Origin of the sequence: Pseudoalteromonas arctica (assembly GCF_012927645.1) — a bacterium.
Classification (GTDB): Bacteria; Pseudomonadota; Gammaproteobacteria; order Enterobacterales; family Alteromonadaceae; genus Pseudoalteromonas; species Pseudoalteromonas arctica_A.
This window is the reverse complement of record NZ_JABBMT010000001.1, coordinates 90,316-114,581: the sequence shown is the minus strand read 5'-3', so window position 1 is coordinate 114,581 and position 24,266 is coordinate 90,316. Positions and strand designations below refer to the sequence as shown.

The window sequence follows — 24,266 nt, the reverse complement described above, 5'->3', positions numbered from 1 at the left end:
TACAAATTTTCCATCTAAGTAGGTGGTATAGATTTAAGGAACATGTAATGACACGAAATGAAGGGCAAGCCTCGGTTATCTTAGATAATGTCTGTAAGCTGATCCAGAAAAAAGTTCACGCTGATAATGTGTTACTCGTTGAGAAATTCGCCAAATCCTTGTACAGCAATATGTCTAAAGAAGATTTGGCACATCGCAATGATAGTGACTTATATGGCGCTGCACTTAGCCTATGGAACTCGCTAGAAAAAAATACCTCTGATGATGCGGTGATCCGCGTTTTTAATCCTGAAGTAGCAAAAGATGGCTGGCAGTCATCACACACTATCGTCGAAATTATCGCTAAAGATATGCCATTTTTAGTTGATTCTGTTCGTATGGCGATGACTCGCGAAAATATCGCATCTCACTTGCTATTACACAGCCCACTTAAGATTCAACGCGATAAAAACGCTAAAATCTCAGCTTTATCAAATTTAAAAGCCGAACAAGAGTCTAGCTCTACAAAAACAGTGTTTTTTATCGAGATTGATCGCCAAACAGATTCTTCAGTAATTGACTCGTTCAAAAAAGAGCTTGAGTCAGTGTTGAATGATGTGTCTACTGCGGTAGAAGATTGGCAACCGATCCGCAAAAAGTTAATTGCGGTTAGTAAAGAATTACCAAAACGTAATCATAACAACAATGCCAATGAAGTGGCAGAGACTGTTGAGTTCTTAGATTGGTTAGTTAAAGATAACTTTACCTTAATGGGCTATCGTCAATACGATTTATCACCAGTGCAAGGTGATTACCAGCTTAAAGGTAAAATCGAGGGCAGCTTAGGTTTAATGAAAAATTCAACCGAAGAGCATTCTCGCCTGTTATCTGAATTACCAGAAGTTGCACGTCAAGAAGCTCGTAGCAATAACTTGTTGATCCTTACTAAAACTAATTCGCTATCACGCGTACATCGCCCAGCTTACATCGATTATGTTGGTATCAAGCGTTTTGATGATGAGGGGAATGTGATTGGTGAAGACCGTTTTATCGGGTTATTCTCATCAAGCTTCTACAACAACAGCGCCGCTGATGTGCCGGTTTTAAAAAGTAAAATAAACCGCATCATGGAAATGTGTGACTTTGCTAAAGGCACGCATGCTTATAAAGCGGTGTTAAATATTCTTGAAACCTATCCACGTGATGAACTCGTTCAGGCCCGAGAAAGCGAATTACTTGAAGTTGCAATGGGTGTTTTACAAGTACAAGAGCGCGATATGTGTCGCTTATTTGTGCGTAAAGATGCCTATGGTCGTTTTTTCTCTTGCATGGTCTATGTACCGCGTGAGCGTTACAACACCGCGCTGCGGCGTGAAACTCAGTCTATTTTAGGCTCCGCATTTAATTCTGGCGATAAAGTCGAATTTACTACCTTCTTCTCTGAGTCTACACTGGCGCGTACTCATTATACCGTGCGTGTGACTGACAACAATATAGAATATAACGTGAAAGACATCGAAAATAATTTAGTAGAAGCAGCTCGTACTTGGGAAGATAAATTACAATCCGCATTGTTAGAATCTGCTGGTGAAGCGCGTGGTAACGATTTAAATCGTAAATATGCTAATGCATTCGCGCGTTCATACAAAGATGAAGTTCTGCCAAGTGCCGCTGTTGTTGATATTGAAAAGCTTGAACTATTGAATGACGATAACAAGCTTGAAATGTTGTTTTACCGTCCGCAAGAAGAAGCAAGCAGCAATATTGTACGTTTGAGCTTATTCCACAAAGATGAGCCAATCCATTTATCAGACGTTATGCCCATGCTTGAAAACTTTGGTTTGCGTGTCATTGGTGAAACGCCTTATTCGGTTAAAACCAGCGATGGCCGTATCAACTGGATCATGGACTTTTCAATGCTACTAGATAGTAAAGGCATTGCAGATTTCGATAAAGTATCAGCACGTTTTCGTGCCGCACTAACTAGCGTGTGGAGCAACCGTTTAGAAAATGACGGTTTTAACCGCTTAGTGTTAATGGGTGGCTTAACAGGCCGCGAAGCATCAATTTTACGTGCTTACGCAAAATATATGCGCCAAGTTGGGGTTACTTTTTCGCAAAGTTATATCGAGAGCACATTAGCTAATTACCCGCATATAGGTACGCAAATTGTTAATTTATTTGCTAAAAAGTTCTCGGTTAAAAGTCCTGCCAGTGTTAAGACGCTTGATAAGCTAATTGCACAAATTTATGTAGAGCTTGAAAACGTTGCTAACTTAGATGATGACCGTATTATTCGTTTATATGTCGATATGATCATTGCTACGCTGCGTACTAACTACTTCCAAAAAGATGACATAGGTCAGTTTAAGTCTTATGTGTCGTTCAAAGTAAACCCAAGCTTAATTCCAGATATGCCATTGCCATTACCTGCATTTGAAATATTTGTTTATTCTCCACGTGTAGAAGGTGTGCATTTACGTGGTGGTAAAGTTGCGCGTGGTGGCCTGCGTTGGTCAGATCGTCGTGAAGACTTCCGTACTGAAGTACTTGGTTTAGTTAAAGCACAACAAGTAAAGAATACAGTGATTGTACCTGTAGGCTCAAAAGGCGGCTTTGTTTGTAAACAACTGCCAACAGATCGTGACGCATTCTTCAAAGAAGGCCAAGAGTGTTACAAAATCTTCATTCGTGGTTTATTAGATATCACAGATAACATCATCCAAGGTGAAATTGTACCACCGGTTGATGTAACTCGTCATGATGAAGATGATGCATATTTGGTTGTAGCAGCTGATAAAGGCACAGCTACTTTCTCTGATATCGCCAATGGTATTGCTAATGAATATAACTTCTGGCTAGGTGATGCGTTCGCATCAGGTGGTTCAGTAGGTTATGACCATAAGAAAATGGGTATTACAGCCAAAGGTGCATGGGAGTCGGTTAAGCGTCATTTCCGCGAAATGGACATTGATACACAAACAACTGATTTTACAGTAGTTGCAATTGGTGATATGGCTGGGGATGTATTTGGTAATGGGATGTTGTTATCCAAGCATATCCGTTTGCAAGTGGCATTTAACCATCTGCATATTTTTGTTGATCCAAACCCAGATTCAGCGACTTCTTACCCAGAGCGCGAGCGCCTGTTTAACTTACCTCGTTCATCATGGGAAGACTACAACAAGGACTTGATTTCAGCGGGCGGCGGGGTGTTTTCACGTGCGGCTAAATCAATCACTTTAACGCCAGAAATGAAAAAAATGTTGGGCACTAAAAAAGCCAGCATGACACCAAACGAGCTGATCAAAGCATTCTTAATGATGGAATTCGATCTATTATGGAATGGCGGTATTGGTACTTACATTAAGAGCAGTAAAGAAAGCGATGCAGATGTAGGTGATCGTGCAAATGATGCCCTACGTATTAATGGTAGTGAGCTTGGTGCAAAAGTACTCGGTGAGGGTGGCAACTTAGGTGCAACCCAATTAGGACGTATTGAATTTGCAGCTAAAGGCGGTCGCGTTAATACAGACTTTATCGATAACGTAGGTGGTGTTGCGTGTTCTGATAACGAAGTAAATATCAAAATTTTACTTAATGGTTTAGTTACAGCTGGTGATTTAACACGTAAACAACGTGATGAACTACTGTATTCAATGACCGATGAAGTTGCACAACTAGTATTGAAAGATTGTTATCGTCAAACGCATACACTGTCAATTACGCAATTAAAAGGCTCATCAACGCTTAAAGAAAAAGTACGTTTTATTCATGCCCTTGAAAAAGATGGCAAGTTAAATCGTGCAATTGAATTTATTCCAAGCGATGAAGAGTTGGCTGAACGCGCTGCAGCGGGTAAAGATTTAACTCGCCCAGAGTTATCGGTACTTGTGTCGTACGCTAAAATGGTACTTAAAGAGTCACTCGTGACTGACGACATCACAGAAAACCCATATTATCGTCAGCTGTTAGTGAAGTCTTTCCCTTTACCGCTACGTGAAAAGTTCAATACAGCGATGGATAATCACCCACTGCGTAAAGAGATCATAGCTACTAAGTTAGCTAATAATATCGTTAACGATATGGGTCTGAACTTCATGGTACGTATGCATGAAGAAACTGGCGCAAACGAAGCTGAAATAGCGTTATGTTACTCTGTTGCCAGTGAAGTATTCCAAATGCGTGATACTTGGTCTGCAATTGTTGATCTTGATAACAAGATCCCAGCTGCAGTGCAAACTGAAATGTTGTATCAATTACGTCGTACAGTACGCCGAGCAACACGTTGGTTCTTACGTCATCGCAATAAAGCACAAAATATTGAGCAAACAATTGCCTTCATTGCACCGACCTTTGCTGATTTAAGTGCAAACTTAACTAACTACATGGTTGAAAAAGAAGGTGAACGTTTAGCCGCTGCCGCAGACAAGCTTATTGAAAGTGCAGTGCCAGCTGAACTTGCAACACGCATCGTATCGCTTTCTAGCTTGTTCTCAGTAATGGACTTAGCTGAAGTTGCAGCAAATTCAGGACGTAGTATTGATATGGTATCTAATACCTACTTCAAACTAGGTGCACGCATGGGACTGCATTGGTTCCTTGACCAAATTACTCATCAGCCTGTGGCAAATCATTGGCAAGCATTGGCGCGTGCATCTTATCGTGAAGAACTTGATTGGCAACAACGTACATTATCGGAAGTGGTATTAAACAACTTCACAGGTGATGACAAGGATGTGGACGGTCAAATTGATCAGTGGATGGATAGCCAAGATTTGTTACTACAACGCTGGAAGCAAATGTTAGCCGAATTTAAGACTTCACAAAGTCATGATTTTGCTAAGTTCTCAGTTGCATTACGCGAACTTATGCTACTTAGCCATAACTGTGATACATCTGCAAAATAAGCAATTGGCACTGGCTGGTTATTTTCTCACATGAAAATAATGAGTTAATCATTAAAATTGTTATACAATACCCCAGCCTAGTCTGGGGTATTTTTTTATTAAGAGGATTATTTCATGTTTTACGATCTTGCTCGCCGTTTTATGTTCACCCGTGATGCGGAATGGGCCCATGAATTTGCACTGCACAATTTACGCCGTTTTAACAATACCCCATTCAGTGCTGCATGGTCGCAATCAGTGGCAGATCATCCAGTCGAATTTTTAGGCTTACAGTTTAAAAACCCAGTAGGATTGGCCGCTGGTCTTGATAAAAATGCAGAATGCATAGATGCGTTTGCAAAGATGGGTTTTGGCTTTATTGAAGTTGGTACTGTAACACCTCGTCCACAAGTAGGTAATGACAAGCCGCGTATTTTCCGTCTGCCGGAGTCAAATGCAATTATCAATCGTATGGGCTTTAATAATAAAGGCGTTGATAACCTAATTAATAACGTCAAGGCTGCTAAATACGACGGCATTCTAGGTATCAATATTGGTAAGAATAAAGATACCCCAAATGAACAAGGTAAAGACGATTACATCCACTGTATGCGTAAAGTGTTTGAGCATGCTTCGTACATTACGGTTAATATCTCTTCGCCAAATACCCCTGGCTTGCGTGACCTTCAATATGGTGCGGCGCTTGATGACTTACTACAAAGCTTGAAAAACGAGCAACTTGATCTGATCGCAAAACACAACAAACAAGTGCCAATGCTAGTAAAAATTGCCCCAGATCTTGATGCTGTACAAATAGCGCAAGTTAGTGAGTCATTAGTAAATAATAATATTGATGGTGTGATTGCAACAAACACCACTTTAGAGCGAGCAGCTGTACACGGACAACAGTATGCTGATGAGGCTGGTGGCTTGTCTGGTCAACCGGTTCGTGAGCGTTCAACGCACGTAGTTAAAGAGCTCAAGCGCCTAACTGCGGGCAAGTTACCTATTATTGGAGTGGGCGGCATTGATGATGCTGCCAGTGCGAAAGAAAAGTTAAATGCAGGTGCGGATCTGTTACAGATATACACTGGATTTATATATAAAGGACCGCAATTGGTAAAAACGATCCTGCAAGGCTTATAAAGATCCGTTATTTAAGCTTTTGATCGTTCAATAAATGTTCTAAAGAAATATATATTAATTGGTCAAAAGCCGCTATACTCCACTATTCATAAGATTAATTAATAGGGGGGTAGGGAACGCATGTTACAAGCATCAAAGCAGTGGCAATGGATTGCTTGTCCAGTACGAAATCGTTTATTGATCGATTTAGATCAAGATATGCAGCTGTGCACGCCTTATAAACTACGCCAACTCACCGATGCTATTTTTACCCAACCTAACTTTAGTTTAGAAGATGCCGCCTTTTATCAGCAGGTTTATCAATATCTTGCTGGATTTAATCTATGGAATGGCGCACAGCTATGCCAAATCGCACTTAATGCGACAGCGGCTAAATTTTATTTGAAGCCAATGCTGGCAAAAAGTTGGTTTTTCGAACCCTACAAAGGCAATGAGCCCAGTATTGAAGCAGTTATAAGATTGCAAACTAGCGAACAAAGCGGTGAGTTTTTGATTGTTGACCACTGTAAAGAAGCCTCTTTGTGCATTTGTCTATCTGAGCATTTTAAGCTTGATGAAAATTTAAGCCTTAATCAATTTGAAGCTATTCGTATACTTAACAATCGTGTTCATCCAATTTATAACCACGCACAAAACAGTAAAACAGCCTAAGCATATTTTTTGTAGTTCCTTTGTTTATCGCGTGTTTGTGACCCAACCTATGTTATAATCCCGAGCAATTAGCTATTAAGGGTTATTACTTTGCATTTTATCGCACTTACTTCTATCGGAATCGAAAATTTATTGGTTGATGAACTTACTGACATTGGCGCTACGGTGACCAAACAAACAGTCGGTTCTGTGCGTTTTGACGCCGACACTACATTAGCACAAAAGGTCTGTTTAATGAGCCGCTTCGCGACACGAGTGCTGATGTTGATCGAAGAGAAGGAGGGCGTTAATAATAAAGAAAGCCTTTACAATTTTGCTCGCTCACAGCCTTGGCAGGAATGGTTTGGTCCAACGCAAACTTTTGCAGTCGACTTTAATGGTACCAACGACTCACTTAAAAATACCCAGTTCTCAGGTTTAGTGATCAAAGATGCGATTGTTGATTATTTTAATGATTTATTTGAACAGCGGCCAAATGTTGATAAACAAGATGCCAATGTACGCGTTGTTGCGCGTTTATCGCGTCAAGGTGTGGCCATGTATATCGATTATTCAGGGCCGCGTTTATCTGAACGTGGTTACCGAGAAGGTCAAGGTAAGGCACCTATTAAAGAGCATTTAGCGGCAGCACTGATCAAACGCAGTGGTTGGCTTGATAATGTTCAACAGCCGCTATTTGATCCCTGCTGTGGTGCTGGCACTATTTTGATTGAAGCTGCTGGCATGGCGCGTAATGAAGCGCCGGGTTTATTCCGTGAGGGATTTGCATTTGAGCGTTTACCAAGTTTCAGTATTGCTAAATACAAAGAGTTAAAAGAGCAGCTTACAGCACAAATTACCGACCCTAAGTTATGGCTTATTGGTCATGACAATGACGCTAATGTACTGAGCAAAGCAGTAGATAATGCTCGTAGAGCTGATCTAGGTGATGTGATCAAGTTTAAACAAAGCGATGCAACTAAGCTTACCTCAGTGGCAAAATTACCAGGTGTGGTTATTTCAAATTTACCGTATGGTGAACGTATTGGTTCGATGGCTGAGTTGGTGAGTTTACACAGTGCTTTAGGTACAGGCTTTAAAAAACATTTTAACAACTGGAAACTTGCTCTACTAGGCATGGATGAAAGTCTGTTTAAGTTATTAAAACTGGTAAAACTGAAACGTTATAAGTTTAAAAATGGTCCCCTTGATGTCGTACTTAACTTATATCAGTTAGATGATAAACAAGTAAGTCAAAGTTCAGAAGATAAACCGGCTTTAAACTTCGAAGGCTCAATGTCATTTGCCAATCGGGTAAAGAAAAATAAGCAAGGCTTAAAAAATTGGCTTAAGCAAAATGATATTCAGGCTTATCGTGTTTATGACGCCGATATTCCAGAATACAATGTTGCTGTGGACGTCTATGGTGATTCAGCCGTTATTTTTGAATACGCTGCACCGAAAGAAATTGACGATGTGACAGCGCATAAACGCTTGCAAGACGTGATTTCGTTAACCTCACAGCAGCTCAATATCGCACCTGGAAATATTGCTGTAAAAGTACGTAAAAAGCAAAAAGGTGAAGAACAATACACACCGATGGCTAAACAAAATCGTACTCAAGTAGTTGAAGAGTTTGGTGCGAAGTTTAAAGTTAACTTATTTGATTACTTAGATACAGGCTTGTTTTTAGATCATCGCCTTGCACGTCGTTATATCCAAGAAAATGCCAAAGATAAACGCTTCTTGAATTTATTTGCCTACACAGGCACAGCGTCTGTGCATGCCGCTCTTGGTGGCGCTAAAGCGATAACCACAGTTGATTTATCAAAAACCTACTTAAAATGGGGGCAGGATAATTTTGAACTGAATAATATCAGTAATACTCGCTATCGATTTGAGCAAGCTGATTGTTTGAAATGGCTTGAACATGCAACCAGTCAGTACGATTTGATCTTTTTAGATCCGCCAACATTTTCAAACTCAAAACGAATGAAAGACGCATTTGATGTGCAAAACGATCATATCAAGCTGCTCACATGGGTTAAAAAAATCCTTAGTCCATCAGGGACGTTGATTTTCTCGAACAATATGCGAGGTTTCAGCATGGATGAAGTGGGCTTGATTGGCTTAGGATTAAAAGCAGTTAATATTTCAGAGCAGACGATTTCTCCTGATTTTAAACGCAATAAAAAAATACATAATAGCTGGTTGATAACCCATGGCTAAGTGGATTTTATATCATACCGATGGCTGCCATTTATGTGAGCAAGCACAGGACTTGATCACGCCGTTGTTAGGTGATGATCGCTTACAGCTTGTTGATATTATGAGTGATGAAGAATTAATTACAGAGTATCAGACCAGTATACCCGTTTTAAAAAGCGATCAAGGCCCGCAATTATTTTGGCCTTTCACTGCACAAGATGTGTGTCAGTTTTTACGCAAACAGAATAAGAGTAAACAGATAGTATGGATTTAATTAGAATTTCTAAAGCGCAACTCGCCTATGGTACGCATCCACTGTTAGACAACGCTGATGCCGTCATCGAAACTGGCGAGCGTGTGTGTGTGGTTGGCCGTAATGGTGCGGGTAAATCAACGTTACTAAAAGTCCTTGATGGCCAAGTTATTTTAGATGATGGTGAAATAAATCAGTTAGGTAGTATTAAAATATCTCGTCTAGAGCAAGATCCACCAAAAGGAGCTAGTGGCTCGGTGTTTGATTATGTTGCGCAAGGAATGCCTGAAATTGCAAATTTATTAATTGATTTTCACCATGTTAGTACCCAGTTACAGACTGAATGCACGGATCAATTATTAAATAAATTAGAGCGTTTATCAAATCAACTCGAAGCCGCCGATGGTTGGCGTTTTGATAGTCGTATTCAATTGGTATTAACCCAGTTAGAATTAACACCAGAAGCGAAACTTGAATCACTTTCCGGTGGCTGGTTACGCAAAGTTGCCCTTGCTCGCGCACTGGTTAGTGAGCCTGATTTATTATTACTTGATGAGCCTACTAACCATTTAGATATGGAAAGTGTGATGTGGCTTGAACAATTTCTAAAAGAGTTTAAAGGTGGCATTGTTTTTATTTCTCATGACCGTGCGTTTATTCGTGCAGTGGCGACGCGGATCTTAGACTTAGATCGCGGTAAGCTGATTTCATATCCAGGCGATTATGCTACTTATTTAGAGCAAAAAGCCCATGATTTAAAAGTTGAAGAAACCCAAAACGCATTATTTGATAAACGTCTAGCTGAAGAAGAAGCATGGATACGCCAAGGTGTTAAAGCTCGTAGAACGCGTAATGAAGGCCGTGTACGCGAACTAAAGCAGTTACGTAATGAACGCAAACAACGTGTTGATCAAGTAGGTAAAACTGACTTCAATATTGAAACTGCAGACCGTTCAGGTAAATTAGTATTTGAAGCGAAACACCTAAGTCATGCATTTAACAAAGACAAAGTTATCGCCAATGACTTCTCTACATTAGTAATGCGTGGCGATCGTATTGGCTTAGTGGGCCCTAATGGGATTGGTAAAACAACTTTATTAAAACTGCTATTTGGGGATATTGAAGCTGATGAAGGGATTGTTAAGCAAGGGGTGAACTTAGAGTTTGCTTACTTTGATCAATATCGCCAAAAGCTTGATGAAGAAGCCACCGTACAAGATAACGTAGCAGAAGGTAAGCAAGAAGTGATGATGAATGGACGCTCACGTCATGTACTCGGTTATTTACAAGACTTTTTATTCCCACCTGCGCGTGCTCGTACACCAGTTAAAGCACTCTCTGGCGGTGAAAAAAATCGCTTGTTATTAGCTAAACTATTTTTAAAACCATCAAATATTCTAGTGCTTGATGAGCCGACCAATGATTTAGATATAGAAACTCTCGAGCTGTTAGAGGATATTATTAATCAGTATCAGGGAACTGTGTTAATAGTAAGCCATGACCGTGAGTTTATTGATAATACCTGTACCAGTGTGTGGGCGTTTGAAGGTAATGGGGTAATTACAGATATCGTCGGTGGTTACAGTGATTATGAAGCCTACACTAATTATTTAGCACAGGAACAAAAAAAACAGCTAACTACACCTGCTAAAAAAGAAGCAGTCGTTGCAGCAGCTCCTGTGGCTAAAGCAGATAACAAAAGTAATAAACTCTCTTACAAATTAAAACTTGAATTAGAACAATTACCCAGTAAGCTGGAACAACTTGAACAAGCATTAGAAGCGCAGCAACTTGTGGTTAATGACGCTGATTTCTTTAAACAAGATGCCAGTGCGACGACCAAAGAATTGAACCATTTAGCACAACTTGAGTCTGACCTTGAAGCCGCTTTGGAGCGCTGGGAAGAACTTGAAGATTTAAAGAATCAGTAGTAAGGACTAAAATGAAATATAAATTACTCGCTGCTAGTATTTTAGCTACTATGAGTACATCGGCAATCAGTGCAACCTATCAGTTAACCGAGCTGAGCACATTGGAAGAAGCAAAGCATAACTACGTTAAAGATGTCAGCGAAAGTGGCCATATAATCGGCGTTGCTAACGGTATTTACAATTTACCTATTGATGTTAGTTATATAGATTTTACAGATAGCTTAATTGAAAGAGCCTACGATCGGCGAGAAGACGATTTCGAGTTAATTGATAAAGAAATTACCTTTACGCTTGATGATATTGAAAACAATAATGCGGCGGCAACTAATCCTGATGCGCACAGTTTTATGTTGGATTTTTTAAGTTCAGATGCAACAAGAACAAACCCTGAATATCAAAAACTAGCGAATATTATCGGTTACAATGTTTTGAATGGTGAAGCTCAAGAGCAAGTTCTTTTTGATGTTGCATCAGTTGATTATGATGGCCTTACACGCTCCGTTAGCAATAACTATAATGCAGTAGCAGAAGACGGTGTTACTGTGGGTTGGGGCAGTGCGCCTTATGAGAAAACTAGCTTTCTTCCGAATGATAAAACAGAAGAAATAACACAATTTGTGCGTGATTTTATCTCTCGTGGCGTTGTTATATCTCCATCTGGTGTATCAGTTCCTTTACTTCCTGAATATGATGAATATGGCGGTATAAGTTCAGCTAACGATATTGTAAAAACAAACACCGGTTATATTATAGTTGGGCAAGTATCAACGGGGATCCCAGTTGATAGACAAGAAAACATTGATGATAGCTGTGATGGTGAAGATGAACCTGTCAGTGTTTGTATTGAGAATTTAAATCGGGCTAGATCATCACGATTGTTTGATACCCGCGCTGTTAAGTGGACACTTGATACAAACTTAAATATTACTAAAACTGAACAGCTTGGTTTGGGCCTTACACCCGAGGAAGATGATGGCTTTGCATTTGTAAGTAATGCACTTGCTGTTAATGGTAAGGGTATTGTTGCTGGTTATTCTGATATTCGTGATAATAACAAATCATCAACAATTAGATCATTGCCTGTTTATTACAAAAACGGTAACGTTGTTGAAATGCTCAATCAAGAAGATGATTGGACTGGTGGTAAGGCTGCTGCCATAAACGAAAATAACATTATTGTTGGCTATGGTATTAAAAGAATTGATGGCACAGATCGTCAAAAGTTCTTCTATCATGATATTGCCAGCAATAGTACTGTTTTCCCAAAGGATTACTTTAATAGCTCTAGCTCAGTTGCCAATGATATTAATGATAATGGCTATATTGTTGGTGAAGGTGAAACTGACTTATTTAATGTTGGTGTCCGTCGTCGCGAAGGCTTCTTGTATAAGATTGGTGATGATGCGATTACAAACATAAATGATTTATTGCCTTGCTACGAAGCTGATGGTGAAACACGTTATAGTTATGTCGTTTCAGGGGCTCAAGTAATTAACAATAAAAACGAAATTTTTGGTGTTGCTACTAAAACGGTCGAAAAAACTGATTCATTAGGTGATGTTGTACAAGATATCAATGGTGAAATAGAATACGAAAGTATTGTAGTACCAGTGAAGTTATCTCCTATTAATAATGGCAGTATTGAAAGTTGCTCAGATCCTGAAAGAGAAAGTTACAAACGCCAATCGTCTAGTTTTCCTTGGTATACGTTATTGTTACTACCGTTAGTCGGCCTGCGTCGTATAGTGCGTTAAGTATTGAAGTTATAGCTAGGTGATCCAGCATTAAGGCTCACTGAGTATTAAAATAAAAACCCCTGCTTTGCTAAGCAGGGGTTTTTTTGTCTATACTTTATGAGAAATTAGCAACAGTTATTTTTTATGTCGATTTAACCATGCTTTACGCACTGAGCGACGCCATAGTAAATCAACACCGAAATAGCCTACGATTGAAGCAACACAGGCACTGATAAACGAGCCAACTAAAAAAGCAGGACCAATGGTGGTTAAGCTTTCCATAAACCACTGCCAACTTGGTTGAAATGCAAAATGTTGTTCCGGTTGTCCTAACACCAAGGTGCCAATTAAATACGAACAATAAAAAATAGGCGGCATGGTTAGCGGATTGGTGATCCAAACCACGGCGACAGAAATAGGTAGATTTACTCGTAATGGAATAGCCAACGCAGCAGCAAGCACCATCTGAAAAGGAACAGGGATGAAAGCGAAGAATAAACCGACTGAAAATGCCCCACGAGCTGAGCGACGATTTAAATGCCATAGATTAGCATCGTGGAGTAAACGACCAAAAATTTTTAAATATTTATGATGTTTAACTTTATTGTGATCGGGTAAAAACCGTTGGATCGTTTTTTTAGCCATTTAAAGCAACCATTTACATCTGTTTGGTTAAGCGTTGGGTTTGTTGTTGGTTGTATTGTAACCATTTTTTATTATCAGACCCTTGTATTTATAGTTTTCGCGTTATTTCTGCTAATTGCGAGTGCCTATTTTAAGCCGTTTTACAGTGTATTGTTAGGTTTTATTTGTGGAATTTTGTGTGTTTGGGGACATTTTACCAGCTTCTACGCAATTTCCAGCTTTGCTTTGGATGAAAATAAACCACATCTAAGCAATATTACGATTGTTGAAATTATTTCAAAGCGCGATCACTATTATTTAAAAGTTCAGCTTAATAAGATAGACAATCAACCTATATCAAATATTAAGCCTCCTTTTGCATTACTTACTTTAAAAAACCACCAGACAATCAAAGTGGGTGATCATGTTACAACGTTGCTTGAATTAAAAAAATATCGTAGCCAAAAAAATTATGATGTGTTTGATAAAGAGCGTTACGCATTTAGTGAGCGGCTATTTTTTAAAGGTAAGCAAGTTGGCCGTATTATTGAAATATCTAACAATCATGAATTTGACCTAATTGAAAACTATCGAAATTTTATTAGACACACCTACCAACATAACTCGCTAAATTGGCTGTATTATCCGCTACTGACTGGCGACCGCAGTACTATGAGTTTTTCACAAAAGCAGGAATTACAGCAATTTGGTATTAGCCATTTATTGGCCATTTCGGGATTACACATTGGCTTGATATTTAGTATTGGCTTTTTTATAACTCGTTATTTAACAAGACTTTTTATTTTTGTGGTTAAACCAACTACACAGCAAATCAATTTGTCACTTATTTATAGTTTAGGTGGCTTTGTGCTTGCTTTTAGTTATGTGTACTTAAGTGGTTTTATCGTCTCGGCAACGCGTGCTTTGATCATGTTAGGATGTTATTTAGTTATTTATTACTTTGCTAAGCAGGCATTACGCTGGCGATTTATCTTGTTTGCATTGGTATGTGTATTACTCATTGATCCATTTAGTTTACTAGATCCAGGGCTGTATTTTTCATTTACTGCGGTGGCAATTATCTTTTGGGTTTTTAGCGTTATACCCCTAACTAGTTATGGCATTTTAGCCATCATAAAAACACTCATTACTCTACAGTGTGCATTGTTTATAGGTTTACTACCGTTATCGCTTTATTATTTTAATGGGATCAGTGTAATTGGCTTAGTTGTTAATCTAGTGGCTATCCCATTACTTAGTTTTATTATCATGCCTTGCTTAGTATTTTTTTCTGCAATCAGTGTGTTTTTTGATATTAGCGGGCTGATCAGTGTTTTTGATTCATTATTACAGTCTATTTATAATTTGCTATTGTTGATCCCGTCTAATTTTCGTTGGTTTGATACCACTAATTTTAGCCAGCTATGGCTTGCTAGTAGCTATATTATAGCAATGATTGTGTGTTTTTTGCCTTGGCGTTTACTGGCATGCATACCCTTATTACTGGTTGCCCTCGATCATTATTTACTGAACAAACCACGTTGGCAGCTTAATGTATTCGATGTAGGTCATGGCACCATGGTGTTGATCAGTAATCAAGATAAAGGTTTTATCTATGATCTTGGGCCAATTTATTTTAATACATTTACGCGGATCAATAGCACCTTAATACCTTATTTAAAAAGAAACGGCATTGAGGCGGAAGTTGCGCTCATCAGCCACATGGATAAAGACCATGCTGGAGGGCTTATCCATTGGTTAGAGCATGGTTACCAGCATACTTTTAGGTTGCTGCAACCAAATGGGCCAGAACAAGTTTGCAGAGCGGGCGAATATAGTTTTTATGACTTAACCATTACCGTGAGCCAGCCAGCACAGCATTTAATAACTGATAATGATAACTCGTGTGTCGTGCGTATTAGTGATGGCAGGTTCAGTGTTTTGCTTCCAGGTGATATTTCAGCAACTAGAGAAGCGCAACTAATCCAGCAGCAAAGTGTGCTTAAAAGTACGGTATTATTGAGTCCTCATCATGGTAGTAACACCTCATCGAGCGATGCATTTATTGGTGCAGTTGCTCCTGAGGTTGTTATTCATTCAACAGCATATAAAGGACAGTGGCAATTTCCACGCCCAGCAGTGGTAGCTCGTTATGCAACACAGCATGCTTTACAATATACCACAGCAGACAATGGGCAAGTTAAAATTGAATTTTATCAACATCACTACACAGTAAATCTAGCTCGTGAAGATGAAAGTTATTGGTTTCTAAAAGATTGAGTTTAGTTTTGTGCAACTGGAGGCTACAATAGCCACAGATTATGAATAAGAGAGTATTATGGATCAAACTAAATCACAAATTTATAAGCGTTTATTGACGTATGTGGGTGATTATAAAAGTGTTGCCATTTTTGCTGTGATTGGCATGATTGGCTACTCAGCTATGGATGCTTTATTTATCCAACTAATGCAGCCATTTATAGATCAGGGTCTAAATCAACGCAACGCTGAAGTATTAAAATATGCGCCATTTGTTGTCATCGCGTTAGTATTTGGCCGGGGTATTTTTAATTATATTTCGTCTTATTGTTTAAGTTATGTGGGTTCACAAGTTGTCCGTTCGTTACGTCAGCAATTATTTGAGCATATTTTACATTTACCTGTTGCATTTCATGATCAAAATTCAACGGGTGATTTGATTTCAAAAATAACCTTCGATACAGAGCAAGTACAGCAAGCGATCACCAAAGCAATGCTTATTGTGGTCAGAGAAGGCGCGTTTGTGGTGTTTTTGCTAGCTGTGATGTTTTATACCAGTTGGCAGTTGTCGTTAATCTTTTTGGTTATAATTCCCTTGGTGGCCGTTATTGTCTCTGTTGTATCAAAACGTTTTCGCCATATCTCTAAAAATATTCAATCGGCAATGGGGCAAGTGACTCGCAGCTCAGAGCAAATGCTCAGTGGTCACAAAGTTATTCATGGCTTTGGCGGTCAAGCGCAAGAAATAACCCAGTTTGCAAAAATTAATAACCATAATCGTCAGCAGCGTATCAAAATGGATGCCACTAAAGCGCTTAGTGTATCTGTAATTCAAGTTTTGGCTGCCAGTGCAATGGCGGTTATTCTTTGGGTGGTTTCTATGCCATCAATGATTGATACCGTCAGTTCTGGGGATTTTGTGGTGCTTATTTCATCGATGATGATGTTATTACGCCCTTTAAAGCAATTAGCTAATGTAAATAGCGATTTACAACGTGGCATATCTGCAGCGCAAAGTATTTTTTTAGTACTTGATCAAGAGGCCGAAAAAGACGTCGGTACAATTAGTGTAGACAAAGTAAAAGGTATGATTGAAGTTAAAAATGTCACCTTTAATTACCCAACGAAAGCAGAAGCTGTATTAAAAAACTTATCGCTTACTATAAAAGCAGGCGAGAGTATTGCGTTAGTAGGGCGTTCAGGTTCTGGTAAATCAACCATTTCAAACTTATTACCGCGTTATTATGATTTACAGCCGCCCAGTGAAATTTTACTCGATGGTGTGTTATTGGCGGATTATAAGTTAGCCGATTTACGCCGCCAATTTGCTTTAGTATCCCAGCAAGTGGTGTTATTTAATGACACTATTGCCAATAACATCAGTTATGGCATTACACGTTCACTTAGTGATAACGAGGTGTTGAATGTGGCAAAACAAGCACATGTGTGGGAATTTGTTAAAGATTTACCCGATGGTCTAAACACGATGGTCGGTGAGAATGGTGTAATGTTATCAGGCGGGCAGCGCCAACGAATAGCAATTGCGCGGGCGATATTAAAAGATGCACCAATCTTAATTTTGGATGAAGCAACCTCAGCATTGGATACAGAGTCTGAAAAATTGATCCAGCAAGCTTTAGAAGCATTAATGAAAAATAAAACCTCTATTGTGATTGCCCACCGATTATCAACAATTGAACAAAGCGACCGAATCTATGTTATTGATAATGGTCAAGTGATAGAAAGTGGCGATCATAGCAGCTTACTGGCTAATGATGGCACCTATGCAGCGCTGTGTAAGATGCAATTTGGTGAACACGGGTGAGTAGAATAGAACAAAGTTGGTATCGAGGTATAAGCTTTCTTACAGTATTACTTTTACCTCTGAGTGTATTATTCGGGCTGATAAGCTATCTGCGTAAATTAGCGTATACGCTTGGTTTATTGAAGGCATACCAAAGCCCTGTGCCAGTTATTGTGGTAGGTAATATTAGTGTTGGCGGTAATGGTAAAACCCCTTTTGTGATCTGGCTTGCAAATTATCTACAGCAGCATGATTTAAGGGTTGGTATTATTAGCCGAGGCTATGGCGGTAACAGTGCCAGTTATCCACTCACTGTGACTGAGCATACTGATACGACACTGGCAGGGGATGAACCTGTACTTATTCAACGCAGACTTAATTGCCCAGTAGTCGTAGGCCCAGATAGACAAGCTAATATAAAACAATTAATTGCGCAGCATCAGCTTGATGTGATTATCTCCGATGACGGTATGCAACATTATAAAATGGCTAGAACAATAGAATGTTGTATTGTTGATAGCCAACGACGTTTTGGCAATGGCTTGTTAATGCCTGCGGGACCATTGAGAGAAACAAAAAAGCGCTTAAAATCAGTTGATTTAGTTATTGAAAATGGGGGGAGTGCCGCGTTTAATTATCAGCTAAAAAGTGCTGATTTAGTAAATGTTGCCACTAATATAGTCACAGAAGTCCCGCTTTTGAGCGGTCACGCCGTGAGCGCCATTGGTAATCCACAACGTTTTGAAAATAGCTTACGTCAACAAGGCATTACACTGCTAAGTTGCCATCATTTTCGAGATCATTATGGTTATACAGCTCAAGATTTCATAAAATTTAATGATGAAATAGTGTTTATGACTGAGAAAGATGCGGTAAAATGTTACTCATTTGCAAAACCGACGTGGTATTTTTTACCCGTTGACGCAGAGCCATCCTCTGCGGTGGTTACTAAACTTAACTTATTACTGAGAGAAACAGGGATCCTAGATGGCCTTTGATACAAAATTACTTGAAATAATTGCTTGCCCAGTGTGTAAAGGCAAATTACGGTTAGACAAAGAAAACAGTGAATTGATCAGCACAGCAGCAAAACTTGCTTACCCTATTGTTGATGATATCCCAGTATTACTTGAGAATGAAGCGCGTGAATTGAGCTTAGATGAGATTGAAAAGTGGAATTCGTAGTCGTTATTCCTGCACGTTTTGCTTCTACACGCTTGCCAGGTAAACCGCTTGCTGATATTTGTGGCAAACCGATGATCCAACATGTGTATGAAAAAGCGTGTTTAGCGGGGGCGAATAAAGTGGTTATTGCCACCGATCATCAAAAAGTATTTGATGCGGCTAAGCACTTTACCAGCGATGTACTGATGACTCGTGAAGACCATCAATCTGGCACTGAACGTTTAGCTGAAGTGGTTGATTTGCTTGATTTATCAGATGATACCATAGTAGTTAATGTACAAGGTGATGAGCCGTTATTATCACCCGATAACGTGTCACAAGTGGCTACATTATTAGCACGATCAACCGCGCCAATGGCAACATTGAGTGTTGCTATTGAAGAGCGTGACGAGGTGTTTAATCCGAATGCGGTTAAAGTGGTCAGCGATATCAATAAAAATGCTTTGTATTTCTCAAGAGCCAACATTCCATTTGATAGAAGTGCTATGATGGGTGAGCAGCAACCACTGAATTTAGCGCCGTTTCAACGCCATGTGGGTATTTATGCGTATCGGGCTGGGTTTATCAAGCAATATATTCAATTATCTGTGTCACCATTAGAATTACTAGAATCCTTAGAGCAGCTTAGAGTGCTTTACCATGGCTATGCGATTAAAATAGAGCAAGCAGTGGTTACGCCGCATGCAGGGGTTGATACACCTGAGGACTTAGCTAAAGTTGTTGCACATATTCAAAGTAAAAGCGCGTGAGTACAGCAGATAGATCCGTGTTAAAGGTGCAATACACGCACGATGATTTTTACATCATAAATAAACCTCATGGGCTTAATTTTCATTCTGAAGAGGGCCCCGGTTTTGTGGTACGTGCTGAACAGCAGTTAAATGAAAAACTATTTGCGGTACACCGTTTAGATAAGGTCACTTCGGGCTTGATTATACTCGCACGGAACAAGGCTGCTGCAGCTGAGTTTACGCAGTTATTTACCCAGCATGCTATTAACAAGTTTTATTTAGCGGTCAGTGATACCAAGCCTAAAAAAAAGCAAGGTTGGATTAAAGGTGACATGGCAAAATCTCGCCGAGGCACATATAAATTGTTAAACTCACAGAGTAACCCCGCTATTACGCGTTTTTATTCGTTTAGCTTTAAAAGCGGATTTAGAGCTTACTTATTGAAACCATATTCAGGAAAAACTCACCAGCTTAGGGTGGCATTAAAGAGTATAGGTGCCGCTATATTAGGCGATGCTAGTTATTCTGGGAGTGCCGCTGATCGCACCTATTTGCATGCATTTGCGCTGGACTTTGAGTGGGCTGGGGAACAAATACAACACACTCTGTTGCCAGAGTGTGGAGTGGAATATGCGCAATTAATAAAACATCAAGATTTTGATTCTTGGCAAACGCCTTGGAAATTGGATTGGTAAATGAGTGAACAAGTAACTGATATCCGCTTTGGTGGTATTAAACGACTATATGGTCAACAGCAATTTGAATGGTTACAACAGGCACATTTCTGTGTTGTTGGTATAGGTGGCGTAGGCAGCTGGACTGCAGAAGCATTAGCGCGCACCGGCGTGGGCAAAATTACTCTAATAGATTTAGATGATATATGCGCAACCAATGTTAATCGTCAAATTCATGCGTTAACAGGCACGATTGGGGAAGCAAAAGTGGATGCCATGAAGGCACGCTGCGAGCTTATCAACCCTGAGTGTATAGTTAATGTTATTGACGATTTTATAACACTAGATAATATTCAACAGCATATTCAAGGTTTTGATTATGTTATTGACTGCATTGATGCGGTAAAAGAAAAAGCGGCGTTAATCGCGCACTGTAAGCGTAATAAAATGCCTATAATTACCACGGGCGGTGCAGGTGGGCAAACTGATCCAAGTCAAATTACATTTGGAGATGTGGCAAAAACGACTCAAGATCCATTGCTAGCAAAGGTGCGCTATATTTTGCGTAAGCAGTATAATTTCAGCTCTAATCCAAAACGTAAATTTAATATTGACTGTGTGTATTCAACAGAGCAGCTTGTTTATCCCGGTAGTGATGGCAGTGTGTGCCATGCGAAACAAAATGCAGATGGCAGTATGAATATGGATTGTAATAATGGCTTTGGTTCGGTGACGATGATCACCGGTAGTTTTGGTTTTTTCGTCGCAGCAAAATCAATACGCAAATATTTAGATCGCTGCGCACGGACCATGAAAAGTTAGTTTTTCTGTTCTGCCATGGTTTGAATACGCTCAACCATGGCTTTAATACCGTTGCCTCTGGAAGGACTCAGGTGCTGGATAAGCCCTAAATGATTAAACTGTGTAAATGCGTCAGTATGAATAGCTTGTTCAGGGGTTAAACCATTATAAAGCGATAATATGATCGCTAATAATCCTTTTACGATACGGGTATCTGAGTCACCAATAATAACCAAGCAATTCTCTTCAAGATCAAAATCCAAATACAGCCAAACTTTACTCTCACAGCCGCGTACAAGCGCCTCACTGGTTTTTAAAACAGCTGGCATAGTTGGTAATTGTTTACCTAGTAGCATTATTTCACGGTATTTTTGTTGCCATGATGGCGAGTTCTCAAGCGATAAAGCAATTTCTTTAAACGTTTTAATCATGTCTTATCCATAACTAGTCTAATAGCTCTAAGCAATTTTGCAAAGCGGCGATAAATAAATCAACATCGCTATGGTTATTATAAAGTGCAAAGCTGGCACGAACACAGCCATTAATACCTAAATGCTGCATTAATGGCTGCGCACAATGATGACCGCTGCGAACTGCTATACCATAACCATCTAAAAGTGTGGCTATATCGAACGGGTGTTCGTCCCTGTAATTGAAGCAAAGGGTGCCAATATTGTTCTCAAGGCTGCTATAAATAGTAACTCCTGCAATGCCTTGCAATTTTTCTGCTGCATAATTAAAAATTATTTGTTCATGAGTATATACACTCGCCTTGCTTAAACTGGTTAGATAATCAATTGCAGCTGCAAAAGCGATTACTGCAGCAATGTTTGGTGTACCTGCTTCAAACTTTGCAGGAGTCTGGCGAAATACTGTTTTTGCTAATGTAACAGTTTCTATCATTTCGCCACCAGTTTGATACACCGCTAGACTATTTAACCGATCATAGCGGCCATATAATCCGCCTAAACCCGTCGGGCCGAGCATTTTATGAGCCGAAAAAACATAAAAATCACAACCAAGTTGAGGTAAATTTGGTTGTAAATGTAGCGCAGCTTGCGCGCCATCCACTAAGGTGATTGCGTCATGACGTTTTGCGGCATGTAATATTGGGTCAAGATCTGTGATATTACCAAGCGCATTAGATGCGTGAGTAATAGCCAGTACTGATGGCTTATGCTGTTCAATAAATTTAACACATGTTTGCACATCAAAGCAGCCATTCTGTTGTAACGGAAGTGCCAACAGCTTTGCTCCCGTTCGCTTTGCTAGCTGTTGCCATGGCACGATATTAGCGTGATGCTCTAAGGCTGAAATGATGATGGTTGAATTATCATTAAGCTGCTCAGTTAAGCCATTAGCCACTAAGTTAATTGCCTCAGTAGCTCCTTTGGTCCAGACTAACTCGCTTGCTGTAATATTAAAATAATTGGCAACGGTCAGCCTTGCTTGTTCATAGGCCTGGGTTGCTTGTTCGCTTAAAGTATGGCGGCCACGATGAACATTGGCATTATTGCGCGCGTAAAATTGCTCAGTCGCACTGATAACTGACCTTGGTTTTTGGGTGGTCGCAGCCGAATCAAGATAGACTAGCGGTTGCCCGTTGATGAGCTGTTGCAGGGCAGGAAAGTCTGCGCGAATTTTTTCTATATTAAACATAACTTTTAAACATCAAGCACAGCAAAGCCGAATTAAAAACTGAACGAGAATTGTAATGACTTTGTGATATTTCTCAAGGACTAGATACAAAAAAGGCCGCAAATGCGGCCCTTTTTAGCATTAACTTAAATTAACGCTTATCTGTTGCTACGTAATCACGGTGTGTGTGACCAGTATATAGCTGACGTGGACGACTGATCTTATGACCAGGTTGAGATAACATCTCGTCCCAGTGAGTGATCCAACCAACAGTACGCGCCATTGCGAAAATCACAGTGAACATACTTGTTGGGATACCAATTGCTTTTAAGATAATGCCTGAGTAGAAGTCTACGTTAGGGTAAAGTTTCTTCTCAACAAAGTATGGATCTTCTAATGCAATTTGCTCAAGTTTCATTGCAATATCAAGCAATGGATCTTGAATGTTAAGCTCTTCTAACACTTCATGACACGTTTGACGCATTACCGTAGCACGCGGGTCAAAGTTTTTATAAACACGGTGACCAAAGCCCATTAAACGGAACGGGTCCGCTTTATCTTTTGCTTTAGCAACGTATTCGTCAATGCGATCAACAGAGCCAATTTCTTCTAACATATTTAAACATGCTTCGTTAGCGCCGCCGTGTGCAGGGCCCCAAAGAGATGCAATACCTGCAGCGATACATGCATACGGATTTGCACCTGAAGAACCAGCTAAACGAACTGTAGACGTTGATGCATTTTGCTCGTGATCAGCGTGCAGCATAAAGATTTTATCCATTGCTTTAGCTGTCACTGGATTAACTTTATATTCTTCAGCTGGTACAGAGAACATCATATGTAAGAAGTTTTCTGCATAGCTTAAATCATTGCGTGGATATACAAACGGTTGACCAATGTTTGTTTTGTAAGCCATAGCAGCAATAGTCGGTAGTTTTGCAACTAACTTAATTGCGCTTGTTTTACGTTGGCTTGCATCAGTAATATCAAGATCTTCATGGTAGAAAGAAGATAAAGCACCAACTACACCACAAAGCATGGCCATTGGATGGGCATCAAAACGGAAACCTTGGAAGAAATTTGCAATTTTCTCATCAAGCATGGTGCTATGTGTAATTTGTGATGCAAAATCAGCATATTGCTCTTTAGTTGGTAATTCAGCATTTAATAGTAAGTAACATAGCTCAATGTAATCTGAGTCTTCGGCTAATTGTTCAATTGGGTAACCACGGTGAAGTAATATCCCTTTGCCACCGTCGATATATGTAATTGAAGATTCGCAAGAACCAGTCGACATGAAACCTGGGTCATATGTGAAATGACCGTGAGCACCTAACGTACGTACATCGATTACATCCTGACCAGCAGTACCTTGGTAAATTGGAAGTTCGATTGGATCTAGACCATCAATATGGACTGTGGCTTTTTTATCCGCCATCTATGTATCTCCTATTAAGATATCTATTCTGATTTTTAGATTTTAAAGGTTCTGAAATCTGTTTTAAGCACATTCTTTTCATTTTAACGTGAAAGAGGGGGTTAAAGTCAATTTTTATAAACATTATGCACAAATGTATAATAAATATTCTCACGGGATTAAATATTATACCATTGGCTAAATTCGCAAATAGCTATAACTAAACAAGAATTGTAAAAAGACCTCTGGCTATATATACTATTGAAGGTTTTATACCGTATTGTCTGTAGGTAACGTTATTTTTTACAGCTAATTCTTTGCAAAAATGTGAATGTTAGTCGTAACAAAAAGCTTTACTTAG

Annotated in this window: 18 protein-coding genes; 14 read left to right on the top strand and 4 right to left on the bottom strand. The window is 39.6% G+C overall.

The genetic code is table 11. The features are described 5' to 3' along the window. Positions 1-47: 47 nt before the first annotated feature. The 7 genes from HHO47_RS00535 to HHO47_RS00505 all read left to right on the top strand — a co-directional run bounded on the left by HHO47_RS00535 (position 48) and on the right by HHO47_RS00505 (position 12,790). Positions 48-4,889 carry an NAD-glutamate dehydrogenase gene (locus HHO47_RS00535; protein ID WP_169017866.1) on the top strand — a complete coding sequence of 1,614 codons (4,842 nt, stop codon included), beginning with the start codon at positions 48-50 and terminating at the stop codon, positions 4,887-4,889. 114 nt (positions 4,890-5,003) lie between these two features. After that, positions 5,004-6,014: a quinone-dependent dihydroorotate dehydrogenase gene (gene pyrD / locus HHO47_RS00530; RefSeq protein WP_169017864.1), complete on the top strand. Its 1,011-nt coding sequence runs from the start codon at positions 5,004-5,006 to the stop codon at positions 6,012-6,014. A 120-nt stretch (positions 6,015-6,134) separates the two neighbouring features. Beyond that, positions 6,135-6,665, top strand: a complete 531-nt coding sequence (locus HHO47_RS00525; RefSeq protein WP_169017862.1) for a cell division protein ZapC domain-containing protein — start codon at positions 6,135-6,137, stop codon at positions 6,663-6,665. Between the two features lie 90 nt (positions 6,666-6,755). Further along, on the top strand, positions 6,756-8,873 hold the full coding sequence (gene rlmKL / locus HHO47_RS00520; protein WP_169017861.1) for a bifunctional 23S rRNA (guanine(2069)-N(7))-methyltransferase RlmK/23S rRNA (guanine(2445)-N(2))-methyltransferase RlmL: 2,118 nt from the start codon (positions 6,756-6,758) through the stop codon (positions 8,871-8,873). After that, positions 8,866-9,126 (top strand): glutaredoxin family protein, encoded by a 261-nt coding sequence (locus tag HHO47_RS00515; RefSeq protein WP_169017859.1) that lies wholly within the window; start codon positions 8,866-8,868, stop codon positions 9,124-9,126. The genes rlmKL and HHO47_RS00515 overlap by 8 nt, the downstream gene beginning before the upstream one ends. Further along, positions 9,117-11,036, top strand: a complete 1,920-nt coding sequence (uup, locus tag HHO47_RS00510) for an ATP-binding cassette ATPase Uup (protein WP_169017857.1) — start codon at positions 9,117-9,119, stop codon at positions 11,034-11,036. The genes HHO47_RS00515 and uup overlap by 10 nt, the downstream gene beginning before the upstream one ends. An 11-nt stretch (positions 11,037-11,047) precedes the next feature. Next, complete coding sequence (locus HHO47_RS00505; RefSeq protein WP_169017855.1) at positions 11,048-12,790, top strand: DUF3466 family protein; 1,743 nt, start codon at positions 11,048-11,050, stop codon at positions 12,788-12,790. A 117-nt stretch (positions 12,791-12,907) separates the two neighbouring features. On the opposite strand, the gene HHO47_RS00500 is transcribed toward HHO47_RS00505, so the two are convergent. Further along, entirely contained in the window at positions 12,908-13,417 is a 510-nt protein-coding gene (locus HHO47_RS00500) for a DUF2062 domain-containing protein (RefSeq protein ID WP_169017854.1), read from the bottom strand. A 225-nt stretch (positions 13,418-13,642) separates the two neighbouring features. On the opposite strand from HHO47_RS00500, the gene HHO47_RS00495 reads away from it, so the two are divergent. Genes HHO47_RS00495 through tcdA form a run of 7 tightly spaced genes read left to right on the top strand, consistent with a single transcriptional unit; the run spans position 13,643 to position 20,871 of the window. Continuing rightward, the gene (locus tag HHO47_RS00495) at positions 13,643-15,676 is read left to right on the top strand and encodes a DNA internalization-related competence protein ComEC/Rec2 (RefSeq protein WP_248290892.1); all 2,034 of its coding nucleotides are present in this window, start codon (positions 13,643-13,645) and stop codon (positions 15,674-15,676) included. A 58-nt stretch (positions 15,677-15,734) separates the two neighbouring features. Continuing rightward, positions 15,735-17,480: a lipid A export permease/ATP-binding protein MsbA gene (msbA, locus tag HHO47_RS00490; RefSeq protein ID WP_169017850.1), complete on the top strand. Its 1,746-nt coding sequence runs from the start codon at positions 15,735-15,737 to the stop codon at positions 17,478-17,480. Then, positions 17,477-18,457, top strand: coding sequence for a tetraacyldisaccharide 4'-kinase (gene lpxK / locus HHO47_RS00485; RefSeq protein ID WP_169017848.1), 981 nt, complete (start codon positions 17,477-17,479; stop codon positions 18,455-18,457). The genes msbA and lpxK overlap by 4 nt, the downstream gene beginning before the upstream one ends. Then, positions 18,447-18,644: a Trm112 family protein gene (locus HHO47_RS00480; RefSeq protein ID WP_169017846.1), complete on the top strand. Its 198-nt coding sequence runs from the start codon at positions 18,447-18,449 to the stop codon at positions 18,642-18,644. Before lpxK ends, HHO47_RS00480 begins: the two co-directional genes overlap by 11 nt. Next, a complete protein-coding gene (gene kdsB / locus HHO47_RS00475; RefSeq protein WP_169017844.1) occupies positions 18,632-19,393 on the top strand; it encodes a 3-deoxy-manno-octulosonate cytidylyltransferase in 762 nt (253 codons plus the stop codon). Before HHO47_RS00480 ends, kdsB begins: the two co-directional genes overlap by 13 nt. A 17-nt stretch (positions 19,394-19,410) precedes the next feature. Continuing rightward, positions 19,411-20,070 carry a TIGR01621 family pseudouridine synthase gene (locus HHO47_RS00470; RefSeq protein ID WP_432651923.1) on the top strand — a complete coding sequence of 220 codons (660 nt, stop codon included), beginning with the start codon at positions 19,411-19,413 and terminating at the stop codon, positions 20,068-20,070. Further along, a complete protein-coding gene (gene tcdA, locus HHO47_RS00465) occupies positions 20,071-20,871 on the top strand; it encodes a tRNA cyclic N6-threonylcarbamoyladenosine(37) synthase TcdA (RefSeq protein WP_169017840.1) in 801 nt (266 codons plus the stop codon). It begins immediately after the preceding gene. Here tcdA and HHO47_RS00460 read toward each other — a convergent pair. The 3 genes from HHO47_RS00460 to HHO47_RS00450 form a co-directional block, all read right to left on the bottom strand. After that, a complete protein-coding gene (locus HHO47_RS00460; protein WP_169017838.1) occupies positions 20,868-21,281 on the bottom strand; it encodes a SufE family protein in 414 nt (137 codons plus the stop codon). The genes tcdA and HHO47_RS00460 overlap by 4 nt on opposite strands. A 13-nt stretch (positions 21,282-21,294) precedes the next feature. Next, positions 21,295-22,509, bottom strand: coding sequence for an aminotransferase class V-fold PLP-dependent enzyme (locus HHO47_RS00455; protein WP_169017836.1), 1,215 nt, complete (start codon positions 22,507-22,509; stop codon positions 21,295-21,297). A gap of 130 nt (positions 22,510-22,639) precedes the next feature. Continuing rightward, entirely contained in the window at positions 22,640-23,926 is a 1,287-nt protein-coding gene (locus tag HHO47_RS00450; RefSeq protein ID WP_169017834.1) for a citrate synthase, read from the bottom strand. Positions 23,927-24,266: the final 340 nt, after the last annotated feature.